13 protein-coding genes and 1 riboswitch are annotated in these 15,097 nt (G+C 69.1%); of the genes, 4 read left to right on the forward strand and 9 right to left on the reverse strand.

Going from position 1 to position 15,097, the window contains the following annotated elements; all coding sequences use genetic code 11:
- Positions 1-1,179: 1,179 nt before the first annotated feature.
- From ABD116_RS12335 to ABD116_RS12350, 4 genes are all read right to left on the reverse strand, one after another.
- Positions 1,180-1,941: a helix-turn-helix domain-containing protein gene (locus tag ABD116_RS12335; protein ID WP_343968222.1), complete on the reverse strand. Its 762-nt coding sequence runs from the start codon at positions 1,939-1,941 to the stop codon at positions 1,180-1,182.
- A 95-nt stretch (positions 1,942-2,036) separates the two neighbouring features.
- A complete protein-coding gene (locus ABD116_RS12340) occupies positions 2,037-2,609 on the reverse strand; it encodes a hypothetical protein (RefSeq protein ID WP_343968224.1) in 573 nt (190 codons plus the stop codon).
- 3 nt (positions 2,610-2,612) lie between these two features.
- A complete protein-coding gene (locus ABD116_RS12345; RefSeq protein WP_343968225.1) occupies positions 2,613-5,261 on the reverse strand; it encodes an FtsK/SpoIIIE family DNA translocase in 2,649 nt (882 codons plus the stop codon).
- Positions 5,262-5,371: 110 nt separating this feature from the next.
- Positions 5,372-5,947, reverse strand: coding sequence for a DinB family protein (locus ABD116_RS12350; RefSeq protein WP_343968226.1), 576 nt, complete (start codon positions 5,945-5,947; stop codon positions 5,372-5,374).
- 163 nt (positions 5,948-6,110) lie between these two features.
- Positions 6,111-6,225: riboswitch (SAM riboswitch) on the forward strand.
- 16 nt (positions 6,226-6,241) lie between these two features.
- Between ABD116_RS12350 and ABD116_RS12355 the strand changes: the two genes are divergently transcribed.
- A complete protein-coding gene (locus ABD116_RS12355; RefSeq protein WP_343968228.1) occupies positions 6,242-7,606 on the forward strand; it encodes an aminotransferase class V-fold PLP-dependent enzyme in 1,365 nt (454 codons plus the stop codon).
- A 103-nt stretch (positions 7,607-7,709) separates the two neighbouring features.
- Here ABD116_RS12355 and ABD116_RS12360 read toward each other — a convergent pair whose 3' ends face one another.
- The 4 genes from ABD116_RS12360 to ABD116_RS12375 form a co-directional block, all read right to left on the reverse strand.
- Positions 7,710-7,874 (reverse strand): response regulator transcription factor, encoded by a 165-nt coding sequence (locus ABD116_RS12360; RefSeq protein WP_343968230.1) that lies wholly within the window; start codon positions 7,872-7,874, stop codon positions 7,710-7,712.
- Between the two features lie 17 nt (positions 7,875-7,891).
- Positions 7,892-8,041: a hypothetical protein gene (locus ABD116_RS12365; protein WP_343968232.1), complete on the reverse strand. Its 150-nt coding sequence runs from the start codon at positions 8,039-8,041 to the stop codon at positions 7,892-7,894.
- 9 nt (positions 8,042-8,050) lie between these two features.
- Positions 8,051-10,105 carry a prolyl oligopeptidase family serine peptidase gene (locus ABD116_RS12370; protein WP_343968234.1) on the reverse strand — a complete coding sequence of 685 codons (2,055 nt, stop codon included), beginning with the start codon at positions 10,103-10,105 and terminating at the stop codon, positions 8,051-8,053.
- 98 nt (positions 10,106-10,203) lie between these two features.
- The gene (locus ABD116_RS12375) at positions 10,204-11,727 is read right to left on the reverse strand and encodes an alkaline phosphatase D family protein (protein ID WP_343968237.1); all 1,524 of its coding nucleotides are present in this window, start codon (positions 11,725-11,727) and stop codon (positions 10,204-10,206) included.
- A gap of 132 nt (positions 11,728-11,859) precedes the next feature.
- Between ABD116_RS12375 and ABD116_RS12380 the strand changes: the two genes are divergently transcribed.
- Together ABD116_RS12380 and ABD116_RS12385 are read left to right on the forward strand one after the other, a co-directional pair.
- A complete protein-coding gene (locus ABD116_RS12380) occupies positions 11,860-12,468 on the forward strand; it encodes an ANTAR domain-containing protein (protein ID WP_343968240.1) in 609 nt (202 codons plus the stop codon).
- A 146-nt stretch (positions 12,469-12,614) separates the two neighbouring features.
- A complete protein-coding gene (locus ABD116_RS12385; protein WP_343968242.1) occupies positions 12,615-13,697 on the forward strand; it encodes a fatty acid desaturase family protein in 1,083 nt (360 codons plus the stop codon).
- On the opposite strand, the gene ABD116_RS12390 is transcribed toward ABD116_RS12385, so the two are convergent.
- A complete protein-coding gene (locus tag ABD116_RS12390; RefSeq protein WP_343968245.1) occupies positions 13,678-14,268 on the reverse strand; it encodes a TetR/AcrR family transcriptional regulator in 591 nt (196 codons plus the stop codon). The two genes, ABD116_RS12385 and ABD116_RS12390, sit on opposite strands and share 20 nt — an antisense overlap.
- 80 nt (positions 14,269-14,348) lie before the next feature.
- On the opposite strand from ABD116_RS12390, the gene ABD116_RS12395 reads away from it, so the two are divergent.
- Positions 14,349-15,095, forward strand: coding sequence for an alpha/beta hydrolase family protein (locus tag ABD116_RS12395; RefSeq protein ID WP_343968247.1), 747 nt, complete (start codon positions 14,349-14,351; stop codon positions 15,093-15,095).
- Positions 15,096-15,097: the final 2 nt, after the last annotated feature.

Genomic DNA, 15,097 nt, shown 5'->3' on the forward strand with positions numbered 1-15,097 from the left:
GGAGCCGGACGCTGCGGTCAGACGCTGCACCCAGGCGCTGCGATCGGACGCTGCAGCCCGGCGCTGCGGTCAGGCGCTGCAGCCCGGCGCCACGGCCGGGCGCTGGAGTCCGGCGCCACGATCGGCCGCTGGAGCCGGCCGCACGATCAGGTGTTGGAGCCGGGCGCGGCGGTCGGGCGTTGGAGGCGGGCGCTGCGGTCGGGGGCTGCGGTCCGGGGGCGGGATCGGGGTTGGGCCTCGCGCGCTGGGGTTCGAGTTGGAGGCTGTGGCTGGCGTTCTGGGGCATGGCGTCCGCTAGGTGCAGGTTGAGCTGTCGGCCGGCGAATGTGTGCGGGGGCGAGGTTGGGGAGGAGTTTGGTGGGAGGTGGGGAGGCGAATCTGCCGATTTGGGGGCAGGATCCTCCCCAGTCCTGGGGGGACGGAGGGCTCGCCGGGGCGGGGGCTTGGGTCGACTTCGCGGGCGAACGTACTGACTCGACGCTAGTCGGCTCCGGGTGGTGCGCGCAGAGTTTGCGGGCGCGAGGAGTGACAGGAACTGACGTGTGGTCCCGGGTGCCCCGTCACCGCGAGTAGTTCGCCCTCGCGAATAGTTCGGCATCGCGAGTAGTTCGGCCTCGCGAGTGGTGAGCGCTCGGAGGTGGCCGGCTCGTCGAGGGTGGGGTCCTAGGGGTAGCCGGGGCTGCGGGTGCCGGGCCTTTACGGTTCGACCACGAGGTGGCCGGGACTCGCAGGTGGTTGGTCCTCGCGCTTGGTCGGGCTGCGGGTGCGGGGCCTTTGGGGACTAGTCCGAGACCCTTGGGGCTGGTTCCTCGGCAGAAGGCGTGGGCGGGCATGTTCACCACTCTCTGCCGGGTCTGGATTCGCCGCATCGCAGGCAGACGTGCGGGGCCTGGCCTCGCCGGCCGTTGGTCCTCGGTGGTGGGCGGGCCTCGCCGGCCGTTGGTCCTCGGTGGTGGGCGGGCCTCGCCGGCCGTTGGTCCTCGGTGGTGGGCGGGCCTCGCCGGACGTTGGTCGTCGGTGGTGGGCGGGGCTTGCAGGTGGTTGGTCCCGGCGGGTGGGCGGGTGCCTGGGACCTTGGGGGTTGGTCCTCGCGGGTCCGGCGGGGCTCCGGGGGTGCGTGGGACCTTGGGGGGTGGTCCTCGTGGGTGGGTGGGCTTGCGGGGGCGGGGAGTTTGGGGGTTAGTCCTCGGGGGTGGCTATTTTGCCGGTGGGGAGGATTGTGAAGCGTTTGGCGGGTGGGGTGACCTTGGTGTTGTTGATGTAGACGGTGATGTTGCCGCCGCTTTCGAGGGTTACCCGGATTTCGCCTGCGTAGTTGATGGTCTGGGTGGAGCCGGGGCCGAGGACGCCTTGGAAGAGCTTGAGGCCTTTGGAGTTGCGGATGGTTACGTAGGAGCCGTCGCCGCGGGCGGTGAGGGAGAGCTTGGTGCGGAGGGGGGCGGCGGGCTTCTTGGGCGTTGCCGGGATGGTCGGCTTCGCGGAGGGCTTGGTGGTGGGTTTCGGGGCGGGGGTGGTGACCGCAGCCGTCGGCGTGGTTTTGGAGGCGTTGGCTTCCACGTCGCTGGGGAGGGTGAACAGGCGCATGATGCCCCAGCCCATCAGGCCGACCAGGATCGCGCCCAGGACCAGGCCCCAGCGCGGGCGCGCGGAGTGCAGGGTCGGGCGTTTGTCGCTGGCGCGTTCCTCGCGACGGACGCGGTCCGGCTGCGGGGCCGGGTGCGACTCGTCGAACTTCGCCAGCAGCGCTTCCGGATCGGCCTTCACCACCCGGGCGATCGCCCGGATATGACCGCGGGCGTAGAAATTACCGCCACAGCGGGAGAAGTCGTCGGCCTCCATGGCGGCGAGCAGCCCGGATCTGATCCGGGTCGACGTACTCAGCTGCTCGATCGTCATGTCGGCCCGTTCGCGGGCCGCCGTGAGCTCGCTGCCGATGCTCACGCCCCACCACCTCTCTCCACCGTCTACGAAGTTGGCTGCCAGTGCGCCGACGTCACAACAGTCAACGCCCTGGGCTCGACGGGGTCACGCGAAGCTCAGACTTGTTCCCTGACCGGACATCTCGTGTCAGCCAGCATGTGCAGAGCCTGTACCACTTCCCCGTTGGACGGCTTGGCCGTCAACCCGAACGGTACCGCGAGTGAGGTGCCGGTCAGCCGCCGGTTGGCATCGGTGACCTTGCGAGTCGCGGCCGGCATCTCGCTGAGCACCGGTCCGGGGTCGAGCAGGTGGACCGCGATCCGGCCGTCGTCGAGCAGGTGCCGCCGCTTCAGCACGGTGACCTCCTCGATCTCCTCCCACCGGGTGCCGATCCATTCGTTGCGGATCCGCAGCCGGATACCGACCTCGTCGGCGACCAGCATCGCGCCGACGGTCAGCGCCCGGGCGCAGATCACCGCGAGCACGGCGAAGGCGGCCGCGGCGATCCAGCGCAGTACGCCGGTAGGGCTGGTCGACCCCGAGGTCGCGAAACCGATCGCGACCAGCCCGGCACCCACGGCCAGCGCGCCGTGCACCTTCTGGGAGGCCTTGACGGTGAACTCGTGGGTGGCTTGGTCGATGTCGACAGCGTGCTGCTCAGACCGGGGCATCGCGGTATGGGCGGTCACGGGTCACTCTCCTCGCAATGTGGCGACGAAGTCCTCTAGGTCGTCCGGCTTCACCAGTACGTCGCGGGCCTTCGAACCCTCGCTCGGCCCGACCACACCCCGGCTCTCCAGGATGTCCATCAGCCGGCCCGCCTTGGCGAAACCGACCCGGAGCTTACGTTGCAGCATCGACGTCGAGCCGAACTGGGTGGACACGATCAGCTCGGCCGCCTGGACCACCAGGTCGAGGTCGTCGCCGATCTCGTCGTCGAGGTCCTTGCTCGGCCCGGTCGGCGCGATCAGATCCTCGCGGTACGTCGGCTGCAGCTGCTCCTTGCAGTGCTCGACGACCGCCCGGATCTCGTTCTCGGTGACCCAGGCGCCCTGGATCCGCATCGGCTTGCTGGCGCCCATCGGCAGGAACAGGCCGTCACCCTGGCCGACCAGCTTCTCCGCGCCGGGCTGGTCCAGGATGACCCGGCTGTCGGCCAGCGACGAGGTCGCGAAGGCCAGCCGGGACGGCACGTTCGCCTTGATCAGACCGGTCACCACGTCGACCGACGGACGCTGCGTGGCCAGCACCAGGTGGATACCGGCGGCCCGGGCCAGCTGGGTGATCCGGACGATCGAGTCCTCGACGTCGCGTGGCGCGACCATCATCAGGTCGGCCAGCTCGTCGACGATCACCAGCAGGTACGGGTACGGCGTGAGGGTGCGCTCGCTACCCGGCGGCGGCTTGATCTTGCCGCCGCGGACCGCCTTGTTGAAGTCGTCGACGTGCCGGAACCCGAAGGCCGCCAGGTCGTCGTAGCGCATGTCCATCTCGCGGACGACCCACTGCAGCGCCTCAGCCGCCTTCTTCGCGCTGGTGATGATCGGCGTGATCAGGTGCGGGATGCCCTCGTAGTTGTTCAGCTCGACCCGCTTGGGGTCGACCAGCACCATCCGGACCTCGTCCGGTGTCGACCGCATCAGCACCGAGGTGATCAGCGAGTTGACGAACGACGACTTACCCGAGCCGGTCGCACCCGCGACCAGCAGGTGCGGCATCTTCGCCATGTTGGCGACGACGAAGCCGCCCTCGACGTCCTTGCCGAGCCCGGCCACCATCGGGTGGTGGTCGTTGCGCGCGGTCGCGGACCGGATCACGTCGCCGAGGCTGACGATCTCCTTGTCCACGTTCGGGATCTCGATGCCGATCGCGGACTTGCCCGGGATCGGCGACAGGATCCGCACGTCGGCCGAGGCCACGGCGTAGGCGATGTTCTTCGACAGCGCGGTGACCTTCTCGACCTTGACCGCCGAACCGAGCTCGACCTCGTACCGGGTGACTGTCGGGCCACGGGTGTAGCCGGTCACCTGGGCGTCGATGCCGAACTGGTCGAACACCTCGGTGAGCTTGCCGACCACCGCGTCCGACGCCTTCGTGCGGGCCTTGTGGACCGAGCCGGGCTTGAGGATCTGGCCGTCGGGCAGCGTGTAGGTGATGTCGCCGGAGAGGCTGAGCTGCTCGACCCGCTGCGGCAACGGCGTGTGCGGCGGCGGCTCCGGAGCAGGCTCGGGCTCGGAGTCCTTCTTCGAACCGGCCTTCATCGCACCCGCGACGGCACCGTAGATCGGCGGCGCACCGGCCGCGGCGGCAGCAGCGCCGTCAGCGTCGACGTCGTACGGCTCCTCGTCCGGATCGATCGGCGCCTTCTTGCGGCCGCGCTTGTTGATCTCGCGGCCTTCGAGCACCGGCGAGTCGTACGGCTTGATGGTCGGCTCGCCGTCCTCGTCCAGGGCGGCCTTCGCGCGCCGCTCCTTGCGAGTCAGCCGGACGGTGTCGTCAGCAGCCGCGGTCACCGAGGGCGCGTCGGCAGGAAGCTCAGTACGTCCGAGCAGTACGTCGAACGCGGCACGGACCCGCAACGGGATCGCGTAAATCGGCGTCCCGGTCACCACCAAGGCACCGAAGATCGAAAGCAGCACGAGCAGCGGCGCTGCGACGTACTGGGTGAGCAGATCGGACAGGAGCGAGGAGACGACGTACCCGATCGCTCCCCCGGCATCCTGCAGCCGGCCATCCGATGGGTTGCCGGGACGCGGCAGACCGTTGGCAATGTGGACCAGGCCCAGTACTCCGAGGGAGACCGCGGTCCAACCGATCACCTGACGTCCGGCCGGGCCATTGCGGTCCGGGTGACGCATGGTGCGCAAGGCGATGAACAGGAGCATCAGCGGCACGGCCCAGCCGAGCATGCCGACGCTGCCGCCCACTGCGACCCGGAGGCCCTTGCCGACCGCGCCGGGCATGTCCCACCAGATCGCGGCGGCGACTACGAACGCCAGGCCGATCAGGGTGAGGCCGGCGCCGTCGCGGCGGTGGGCCGGGTCGAGGTCGCGGGCGCCGTGGCCGATACCGCGGACCATGCTGCCGAGTAGGTGGGCGATCCCGATCCAGACCTTGACCAGCCCTCTGGCGAGGGCGAGCATGGCGGCCGCGAACGGACCCGCGTTGCTCGTTTTGGGCACAGCCGTGCGCGCAGCGGTGGAGCCACTGCGCTTCGTGCTCTGCCCACGCTTCTGGGCGCCTGACGGACGGGAGCGGCCACCAGCTGCCGAGCGGCCCGATGCGGGGCTGCTGGCTGCCGACTTCCGCGCCCGCGCCGGGGAAGACGTGCGGGTCGCCATGTCTAGCAGGCTACCCCGACTACCACTCGAGTCACACGTGTCACACGCCGATCACACCGCCCCATCCGTAGCGTCACAGCCCCACGCGGCCGGGCGTGTCCGCAGGGGCCTCAGGCGCCGGTCACGCCGTCCAGATGTTCGCGAAGGAAGTCGGCGTGGCCGCAGTGGCGGGCATATTCGCCGATCAGGTGGATGTAGATCATCCGGAGCGAGGAGACCTCGTCACGGAAGGTGAACTGCTGGTCGAGCGAGTAGCCCTCGGCGGCCTTGTCGGACAGCGCCCACTCGTCGATCAGGGCTTCGTACTCCGCTTGGGCGCGACTCGCGTCGATCAACTCGAAGTCGGCGTCCTTGCCGAGCGCCGGGTCGAAAACCGGGGTGGCCGGGGCCAGCCGGGAACCGGGGTCGGCGGGAGCGGTCGAGGCCGCGCCAGCGACGGCTGGGCCGGCTGAGGCGAAGTGGATGCGGAACCAGATGCGTTCGACCTTGGTGGCGTGCCGGATCAGGCCGAGCAGGGAGAGGTTCGACGGCGGCAGCGGCCGGGCGGCCAACTGGTCGGCGGTCAGGCCGGCGCATTTGTGGAGCAGCGTGGTGCGGTGGAAGTTCAGGTAGCCGGCGAGCAACTCCCGCTCGGGCGCGACGAGCGAGCCCTCGGGCCGCTCGACCTCAGGTGCGATCCAGGTCATCCGCGCATCCTCCCCCAGCGGCCCCCTGGCGAGCCATTGCATTAAGCAACAACCCCGGACAGCCCATCCGCTCACGCCTGGCGTCTCACGATACGTGCGAGTATCCCAATAAATGAGATGACTGCTGGCGCGAAGCACGGATCGTTGGTTACCGTCTTCGGCAGGTCATGAGTGTCAGCGTCAAGCCCCGGCTCGCTGGCCGGCAACCCTCCACCGCGGTGGGGTGCCCCGGGTGAGGACCCGGCCGTTCGGATACCCCGATTCGGCAAGTGCGGACCACCCGGGAGCAGAACCATGTCGATCCTCTCCATCCTTGAGCCTGCCAACACCGCCGTGACCACCCGGCCGGCCCTGGCCAAGCTCACCACCGGCAACATCCCCGCCACCGTCGCGAGCGACCTGCTGGTCCCGCTGGCCGACGGCCGCGTGACCGACTACGCGAACTTCGACCACGGGGCGAGCGCGCCGTGTCTGGAGTCGGTGCGAGCGGCGGTCGAGGCCGCGCTCCCGTCGTACGCGTCGGTGCACCGCGGCAACGGCTACGCCTCGCGGATCACCACCCAGTGGTACGAGCGGGCCCGCGCCGAGGTGCACGGCTTCGTCGGCGCCCGCGACGACGACCAGGTGATCTTCACCCGGCAGACCACCGACGCGCTCAACCTGCTGGCCCGGGCCGTACCGGCCGACGCGACCGTGATCGTGTTCGAGTCGGAGCACCACGCGGCCCTCCTCCCCTGGCCCGCCGAGCGCACCACCAGGCTCGCAGCGCCGACGAGCCACGCAGCGGCAGTCACCGCCGTCGCCGACGCTCTGCGCGAAGCACCCGAGGGTCCCCGCCTGGTCGTCATCACCGGCGCTTCGAACGTCACCGGCGAGATCTTCCCGATCGCCGAGATCGCCGCCGTCGCCAAGGCCCACGGCGCCCGCGTCTGCCTCGACGCCGCGCAGCTCGCTCCGCACCGCGTGGTCGACATCCAGGAGCTGGACGTCGACTGGGTCGCACTCTCCGGCCACAAGCTCTACGCCCCGTACGGCGCCGGCGCACTGATCGGCCGGGCCGACTGGCTCAACGCGGCCGACCCGTACCTCCTCGGCGGTGGCGCGACCGCTGCAGTGACCAGCGACGCGACCGTCTGGAACCAGGGCCCGGCCCGGCACGAAGGCGGCTCCCCCAACGTGATCGGCGCGATCGCGCTGGCCGCCGCATGCGCCGCCATCACCGAGCACCGCGAGGCGATCGAGCAGCACGAGCGCAGCCTGCTCGCCCGGCTCCGCACCGGCCTTGCCCAGATCGCCGGCGTGAACACGTACGACATCTTCGGCGCCGACGCCGACCGGGTAGGCACGGTCTGCTTCACCATCGACGGGGTCAGCTCGACGCTGGTGTCCGCGGCGCTCTCGGCGGAGTACGGGATCGGCGTACGGGACGGCAAGTTCTGCGCGCACCCGCTGGTCGGCCATCTGCTCGCCAACTCGCCCGAGGCCACCGCAGTCCGCGCAAGCCTCGGACTGGGCACCACGCGCGAGCACGTCGACCGCCTTGTCAGCGCGGTGCGCAGCCTGGCCACCAACGGCCTGACCACCGAGTACGACGAGACGCCGCACGGCTGTCAGCCCCACAACGACCCCCGCGACCTCGTCGCCCCCAAGATCTGGTGAACCCACCACCTCACCGACAAGCCTGAGCCCACGCCACCGCTCGGTGCAGGGCTGAGACCCAAGGCCTGGTGAGACACGGACCCCACAGGTGAGCGGCAAACGCCTAACGGTCCGGTTGGTTCGTGAGCCAGACAGCGATCTGGCTGCGTGACCTGAAGCCGAGCTTGTCCAGGATGTGCACGACCTGCGATTCCGCGGTCCGTCTGCTGATCACGAGTCGGAGCGCGATTTCCTTGTTCGTCAGCCCCTGGGCCACCAGCTCGGCCACCTGATACTCCCGATCGCTCAGCGATCCGGTCCCGTGGACGCGGGCCGCAGTACCGGTACTGCGGCCTCGCGCCCGACCGTGAGCTCCATCGCCTCGCCGAAGCCGGTACAGGCAGCCGCGCCACGCTCGAATGCGGCCCGGTACCGTTCGTTGCCCAAGGCATCCATCGGATCGCGCTACTGCGGCTGGAGTCCCGTGTGGTGCGCAGCGAAGGCCAGCAGGTCGGCCCACTCGGAGGCGACCATCGCTGCCGGTTTGCCGAAGCCGTGGCCGGTGTTTACCTCGATCCGGGTCAGTACCGGCTTGTCCCCCGCCTGCGCGTGCTGCAGCGTCGCCATGAACTTGTGGCTGTGCAGCGGCACCACCCGGTCGTCATGGTCGCCAGTGACGACCAGGGTCGCCGGGTACGACGTACCGTCGCGCAGGTTGTGCAGTGGCGAGTAGGCGAGCAGGTCTTCGAACTGTGTTGGGTCGTCGGGCAGTCCGAAGTCGGAGGCCCAGGCGGCGCCCACAGTGAAGAGGTGGAAGCGCAGCATGTCCAGCACGCCGACGCCAGGCAGCGCTACCGCGAACAGGTCCGGCCGCTGGGTCATGACTGCTCCGACGAGCAGTCCGCCGTTGCTGCGGCCGTGGATGGCCAGTTGGGCGGGTGTGGTGACCTTGGTCTTGGTCAGGTCCTCCCCGACCGCGATGAAGTCGTCGAAGACGTTCTGCTTGTTCCGAAGCCGCCCCTCGTCGTGCCAGGAGCTCCCGTACTCCCCGCCGCCGCGCAGGTTGGTGATCACCAGCACCCCACCCGCCGCAAGCCAGGCCGGCCAACCCGGCCGGTAGTCGGCCATGATCGGGATGCTGAAGCCGCCGTAGCCGTACATCAGCGTCGGCCGCGGCTCGTCGAACCCCAGGTCCGCCCTGCTGATCAGGAAATACGGCACCTGCCGCCCGGGCTCGACCCGGCGGCTCACGGTGATGTCCGGCGACAGGAAGCCGACTCCCGCGGGGACAAGCTCAGGCAGGGCCCGGAACTCGCCGGTCGCCATCGAGACCACATAGGCGACCGTCGGATCCGTGGTCGATGAGAGCCCGATGAAGAGCTCGTCGTACTTCGTCGACGCGTTCAACCCCACGAAGCCCCCGCCGGGCACCGGCACGACCTGGCCGTCGGCGCCCCCCAAGGAGTGCAACGTGAGCACCGGCTGAGCGTCCACCAAAGACACGACGGCAAGTCCCGACGATGCGCCGCTGACGGTCAGCAAGGCGTTGTCGCCCTCGGGGATGAGGTCCGTGAAGTTGCCGGCCAGGTCCGAGGTCACCACCCGGCCCCGAGATGCGTCCCGGTCGGTCTGCAGCACCAGCTGGTCACCGGACATCCGCACGAAGATGTTCTCGTCGCGGAACTCGTCGATCACCTTGATCGGTTCGCCCAGCACGCTGCCGTCCACCGGGTAGACCCAGATCCGGGATGCCGGATCGGTGCCCTCGGCAAGGGTCACCACGAGGTAGCGGTCGTCGTCGGAGACCTCGGGCTGGATGAAGAGCTGCGGGTTGTCGGGGAAGCTCAACACCAACTGGTCATCGTCCTGCGCAGTACCGACCTTGTGCAGCTTCAGCTGGCCACCCTCAAGCGCCTGCGTCTCGGTACCCTCGCTACGGCCACTGGCCGGGTAGTGCAGGTAGAGGTACGCCGACGAGTCCGGCAGCCAGGTGGCCTGGGAGAACTTGGCACGGGTCACCACGTCGTCCACATCGGCGCCAGTGGCGATCTCCCGGAGCCGGAAGGTGGTCCAGTCGCTACCGCTCTCGTTGACCCCGTACGCGAAGTACCGGCCGTCTGGACTGATCGTGAAGCTGGCCAGTGAGTCAGTGCCGTCCGCGGACAGCTTGTTGGGGTCGAGGATGACCCGGCCGCCCTCTAGCAGCGCATCCAGCGAGTCAGCGACGTACAGGACGTCCTGCGCCTGGGAGCCGTCGTTGCGGCCGACGAAGTACCAGCCGGACTTCCGCACCGGTACTCCGGCCCGCGGCCGCGCCAGGATCGCGGTCATCGTCTCCTGGAACCAGGCACGCTCGGGGTAGCTCGACAGCTCGGCCTCGGTGGCGGCGTTCTGGCGGGAGACCCAGTCCTTGGTCTCGGCGGAGTCGGGGTCCTCCAGCCAGCGGTACGGGTCGGCGATCTCGCGGCCGTGCAGGGTGTCGACGACACTCTCGTCACGGCGACTCTCTGGGTAGCTCATGCGAGCCAACTTACTGCGCGTCCCGCTCACCAGGCCTTCAGCGGGCGGCATCCCGCGCTGGGCATCCGGTCTGGTGAGCGGGCCGCTCCCCAGAGTTGTCAGTGGTGGGCTGCCGGCAGGTCCTTGCTCCACAGCACCTTGCCGTACAGATCCCGCAGCGAAGCGGTGAAGACCTCCGACCGCGGGTCGATCGACACGTGCCCGAAGAACTGGTTGCCACCCGACGGCGGCTGGTTCGGGAAGTCGGCCGCCTTCACGAACTCCAGCCGGGGGCCGAAGGTCGGGTCGAGCGCGTTCGGCCCGAACGTACCGGCGTTCACCGGACCGGCGACCAGCTCCCAGAACGGGTCGAAGTCGGTGAAGGCGGCCCGGGACGGGTCGTAGTGGTGCGCCGCGCAGTAGTGCACGTCCGCGGTCAGCCAGACCGTGTTCCGGACCTTCCGGCGCTTGAACTGCGACAGCACCCAGGCGATCTCGTGCTCGCGGCCACCGGGCGCACCGGCCAGTCCGTTCGCGACGGCCTCGATCTCGGTACCGTCCGGCACCAGCAGACCCAGCGGCATGTCGCTGGCGATCACCTTCCAGGTCGCCTTGGAAGCAGCGGCCTCGCGAACCAGCCATGCTGCCTGCTCGGCACCCAGCATCGCGACCGGACCGGCGACACCCGGTGCCGGGTTGGCGCCACGATAGGTCCGCATGTCGAGGCAGAAGACATCGAGCAACGGGCCATAGCTCACCTTGCGGTAGATGCGGTTGCGGCCGGCGGTGTGCACCATCGGCAGGTACTCCAGGAACGCCTGCCGGGCTCGGGACGCCAGCACGTCGACCCGCTTCTCGGTGTAGCGGTCGTCGGTCAGGATCTCGCCCGGGTACCAGTTGTTCAGCGTCTCGTGGTCGTCCCACTGGCTGACGATCGGCACGTCGGCGTACAGGTCGCGGACGTTGTGGTCGAGCAGGTTGTACTTGTACCGGCCGCGGTACTCCGCCAGCGTCTCGGCGACCTTGCTGACCTCCTCGGTCACCACGTTCTTCCAGGTGGTGCCGTCCGGGATCGCCACCGAGGCCGCGATCGGGCCGTCGGCGTAGATGTTGTCGCCGGAGTGCAGGAAGAAGTCGGGGCGGGTCTGGTGCATCGCCTTGTACGCGATCATGCCGCCGATGTCGGGGTTGATGCCGTAGCCCTGACCCGCGGTGTCGCCGGTCCAGACGAAGCTCACGGGGCGGTTGCGCCCCGGCGTACTGAAGGAGCCCTCGAGGGTCTCGCCGCGGCGGCCGTAGGCGTCCTCGAAGCCGATCCGGTAGTCGTAGCGCTGACCGGGACGCAGACCACGCAGCGGCAGCTGAGCCGTGTAGTCCTGGTCGGCCGAGGTGATCGGGCCGCGCAACGTCACGGCCCGGTCGAACCGGCCGTGGTTGGTCAGGTCGACGGTCAGCCGGGCGCGGCGATCGGTGCGCGACCAGACGACGGCGGAGTTCGAGGTGACGTCGCCCGACATGATTCCGGACGGCAGAGCAGGACGGTCCCGGCGTACTACGGAAGCGGCGGCGGTCACGCTCGGTACGGCGGCGGTCGCACCCGCGACGGCAGTGGCGGCCAGCAGCTGGCGGCGGCTCAAGTTCATGAGCCGAAGGTGCTCCTCCACAGTGACGTCCGGGTGACTGCGGAACGAACTAACCGACAACTCGCCCGGGGAATCGCGGGGGGCTTGCGCGGGCATCGATGATTGAGTCTCACAGGGTCGAAGGGAATTCCGGTGCAGTCCAGGGAACAACGCCTCACTGAGGTGTTCATCAAGCTCGCCGACACGCTCGGCGAGGACTTCGAGCTTGCTGCCTTCCTGGGCATGTTGGCCGAGGCAACAGTCGAGCTGCTCGAGGTGGACGCGGTCGGTCTGGACCTGACCGACGACGACCACGTACTCCGGGTCTTCGCCACCGCCGACTCCCCCGCCCAGCTGGTGGAGCAGGATCACCCGAGCTACCCGACGACCGAGATGCTCCCGCTTTGCCTGCGAGGCAAGGCGATCGGCTCGATGAACCTCTTCCGGACCGGCCCCGTCCCCTTCAGCGAGCAGGAGCTGGGGCTGGGGCAAGCGCTGTCCGACATGGCCACGATCGGCCTGCTGCACGAGCGCGAGCACCGCGGCCGGCAAGAGCTGTGCGGCCAGCTGCAACAGGCGTTGGACAGCCGGATCCTGATCGAGCAGGCCAAGGGAATGCTGGCCGAGCGGGCCGGTCTGAGCCTGCCGGACGCCTTCGCGGCGATGCGTTCGTACGCCCGTGGGAAAGGCTGTGGACTGAAGGCCGTGGCCAGGGGTGTGCTGGACGGCACACTCCGCACCGCGAGCCTGATGACTCCCTGAGCCTGACCTCGCCACGCCCCTACCGAGCGGTCGGTTGCGTGTGGTCGCCCAGCGTGGTTCCGTTGGGTGCTACAGCCACTCTTCTCGTGGCGCTGCCCTGGACCCGGTGGCGCATCGACTGATGCACTCCGGATGGGGCGTTCTCCTTGTCACAACTGCTCGCCGAAGACCCGCACCCCCAAAGACCGCAGCAGAAGTACGCGAGTCTTTACAGCGACCTCCTGCACACGGTCCGGGACCTCGGCCTGTTGCGACGCCGCTACACCTACTACTGGACCCGCATCGGCCTGGTACTGGCCGCGCTCGGCGGCGTCATCACCGGGTTCATCCTGCTCGGTGACTCCTGGTTCCAGCTGCTGATGGCCGGTGCCCTCGCGCTGATCCTGGTCCAGGTCGCGTTCCTCAGCCACGACAGCGCGCACCGGCAGATCTTCGACTCGGCCGCCTGGAACGACTGGACCGCCCGTCTGCTGGCCGGTGGCCTGGCCGGGATGAGCATCACCTGGTGGAAGAACAAGCACAGCAAGCACCACAACGCGCCGAACCAGCTCGGCAAGGACCCCGACATCGCGATCGGCGTCGTCGCCTTCACACCCGACCATGCGGCCCAGCGCAAGCGCGGCTTCATGAAGTGGTACCAGGATCGCCAGGGCTGGCTCTTCTTCCCGCTGCTGACGCTGGAAGGCCTGAGCCTGCACGTGTCGAGCCTGCAGCACCTGTTCCGGCGCGGCGCCACCAAGGTCGAGCGGATCGAGGCTGCGGTCGTCGTCTCCCGGCTCGGCCTGTACGTGACCGCGCTGTACGTCCTGCTGCCGATCGGCAAGGCCAGCGCGTTCCTCGGCCTGCAACTGGCCGTCTTCGGCGTCTGCCTCGGCGGCTCGTTCGCACCGAACCACAAGGGCATGCCGCTCGTGCCGGCCACGATGAAGATCGACTTCCTCCGTCGCCAGGTGCTGATGTCGCGCAACATCCGCGGCGGCGTCCTCACCGACTTCGCGATGGGCGGGCTCAACTACCAGATCGAGCACCACCTGTTCCCGAGCATGCCGAGGCCCACGCTGCGCCGGGTCCAGCCGATCGTCCGCGAGTACTGCGAACTGCACGGCGTGAAGTACACCGAGGTCGCGTTCCTCGAGTCGTACAAGATCGTCGTCGACTACCTCAACAACGTCGGCATCCGCGCCCGCGACCCGTTCCAGTGTCCGCTGGTCAGTCAGTACCGGAAGTAGCCAGCAAGGGCAGGGCAGCGGCCAGCGCGTCATCGGCCGCCGCCCGGCCCAGCGCGAGATGGTCGGCCATCACAGTCGCGCCCTGGAGCAGCATGAGCAACTGGCGCCCGACCCGGTCCGGGTCGGGCACTCCTGCCGCGGCGGCGATCTCGGTGAGCAGCGCCTGATAACCGTCGAGGTGCTGGACCGCCATGCTGTGGGCCGGCTCGAAATGCCGCTGGGTGGCCGCGTTCAAGAGTGCGCAACCCCGGTACTGCGGCTGGTCGAACCACTCCCCCAGTACTGCGAACACCGCGGTCAACTGGGCGACCGGGTCGTCCCCACCCGTGGCCGCTGCCCGCCGCAGCCAGGCGTTGTTGCGATCGCTGCGTGCCTGCAGGACGGCGGCGATCAGCCCGTCCTTCGAGCCGAAGTGCCGGTACAGAGTCTCCTTCGACGCTCCCACCGATGAGCACAGCTCGGCGATCCCGACGCCGTCCAGCCCGCGCTCGTAGAACACGACGGTGGCGGCCTCGAGCATCGCCGCCCGGGTCCGGTCGGGGTCGAGCGAGGTTCCTTTGGCGACGGGCATGAGACAGATGGTACCGATCGGGCCCATCTCTTGTTAGCGTTGCGATGGTACCGACCGGTTCGATCACAACCAGGAGTCGCATGACCTACGCCGGCACGATCGCCTATCCGATCTCCAGCGGCGGGCACGAGCTGCCCGGAGTACTTCATCTGCCGCCGGGTGACGGGCCCCATCCGGCAGTGTTGCTGCTGCACGGATTTCCGGGGTGGGAGCGAAACTTCGATCTCGCCCACGCGCTGCAGCGGGCCGGGTACGCAACGCTCGTCTTTCATTACCGCGGATCGTGGGGCTCGGCGGGGACCTGGGCCTGGAGCAACGTTCTCGAGGACGCGGCGGCCGCGGCCGGGCAGTTGCGGGCGGATCCGCGGATCGATGCCGAGAGGTTCGCGGTGGTCGGGCACAGCATGGGTGGGTTCGCGGCGCTGCAGACCGTCGCGGCCGATCCCACGATCCCAACGGTCGGCTCGATCGCCGGCTTCGACTTCGGAGCCGCTGGTACCGCGCCCGATCCCGACCAGTACGTCGAACCGTTCGACAGCGACCTCCTCCCGCTCCAAGGCACCAGCGGCCGGGCGCTCGTGGACGAGATGGTTGCCCACGGCCCGGAATGGCGCCTCGCGGACCTCGCACCGAAGCTGGCTGAACGCCGGGTGCTCCTGATCGGGGCGACCCGAGACACCGCCGCGCCACCCGAGCAGCATCACCAGCCGCTCGTGGAGGCCTACACGAACGCCGAGCATCACCTGTTCCCCACCGACCACGCACTGTCGGACCACCGCGAGGAGCTTGCGGAGGTGGTGGTTACCTTCCTGAACCAGAGGCTATGACA

The sequence above is a fragment of the Kribbella koreensis genome (assembly GCF_039525325.1).
In the GTDB taxonomy this organism is placed as follows: Bacteria; Actinomycetota; Actinomycetes; order Propionibacteriales; family Kribbellaceae; genus Kribbella; species Kribbella koreensis.

Bases quoted from the DNA above. Each gene is read 5' to 3' on its own strand.
- ABD116_RS12370 (WP_343968234.1), bottom strand. From the start codon at position 10,105: ATGAGCTACCCAGAGAGTCGCCGTGACGAGAGTGTCGTCGACACCCTG.
- ABD116_RS12350 (WP_343968226.1), bottom strand. From the start codon at position 5,947: ATGACCTGGATCGCACCTGAGGTCGAGCGGCCCGAGGGCTCGCTCGTC.
- ABD116_RS12395 (WP_343968247.1), top strand. From the start codon at position 14,349: ATGACCTACGCCGGCACGATCGCCTATCCGATCTCCAGCGGCGGGCAC.
- ABD116_RS12365 (WP_343968232.1), bottom strand. From the start codon at position 8,041: ATGGATGCCTTGGGCAACGAACGGTACCGGGCCGCATTCGAGCGTGGC.
- ABD116_RS12355 (WP_343968228.1), top strand. From the start codon at position 6,242: ATGTCGATCCTCTCCATCCTTGAGCCTGCCAACACCGCCGTGACCACC.
- ABD116_RS12390 (WP_343968245.1), bottom strand. From the start codon at position 14,268: ATGCCCGTCGCCAAAGGAACCTCGCTCGACCCCGACCGGACCCGGGCG.
- ABD116_RS12345 (WP_343968225.1), bottom strand. From the start codon at position 5,261: ATGGCGACCCGCACGTCTTCCCCGGCGCGGGCGCGGAAGTCGGCAGCC.
- ABD116_RS12375 (WP_343968237.1), bottom strand. From the start codon at position 11,727: ATGAACTTGAGCCGCCGCCAGCTGCTGGCCGCCACTGCCGTCGCGGGT.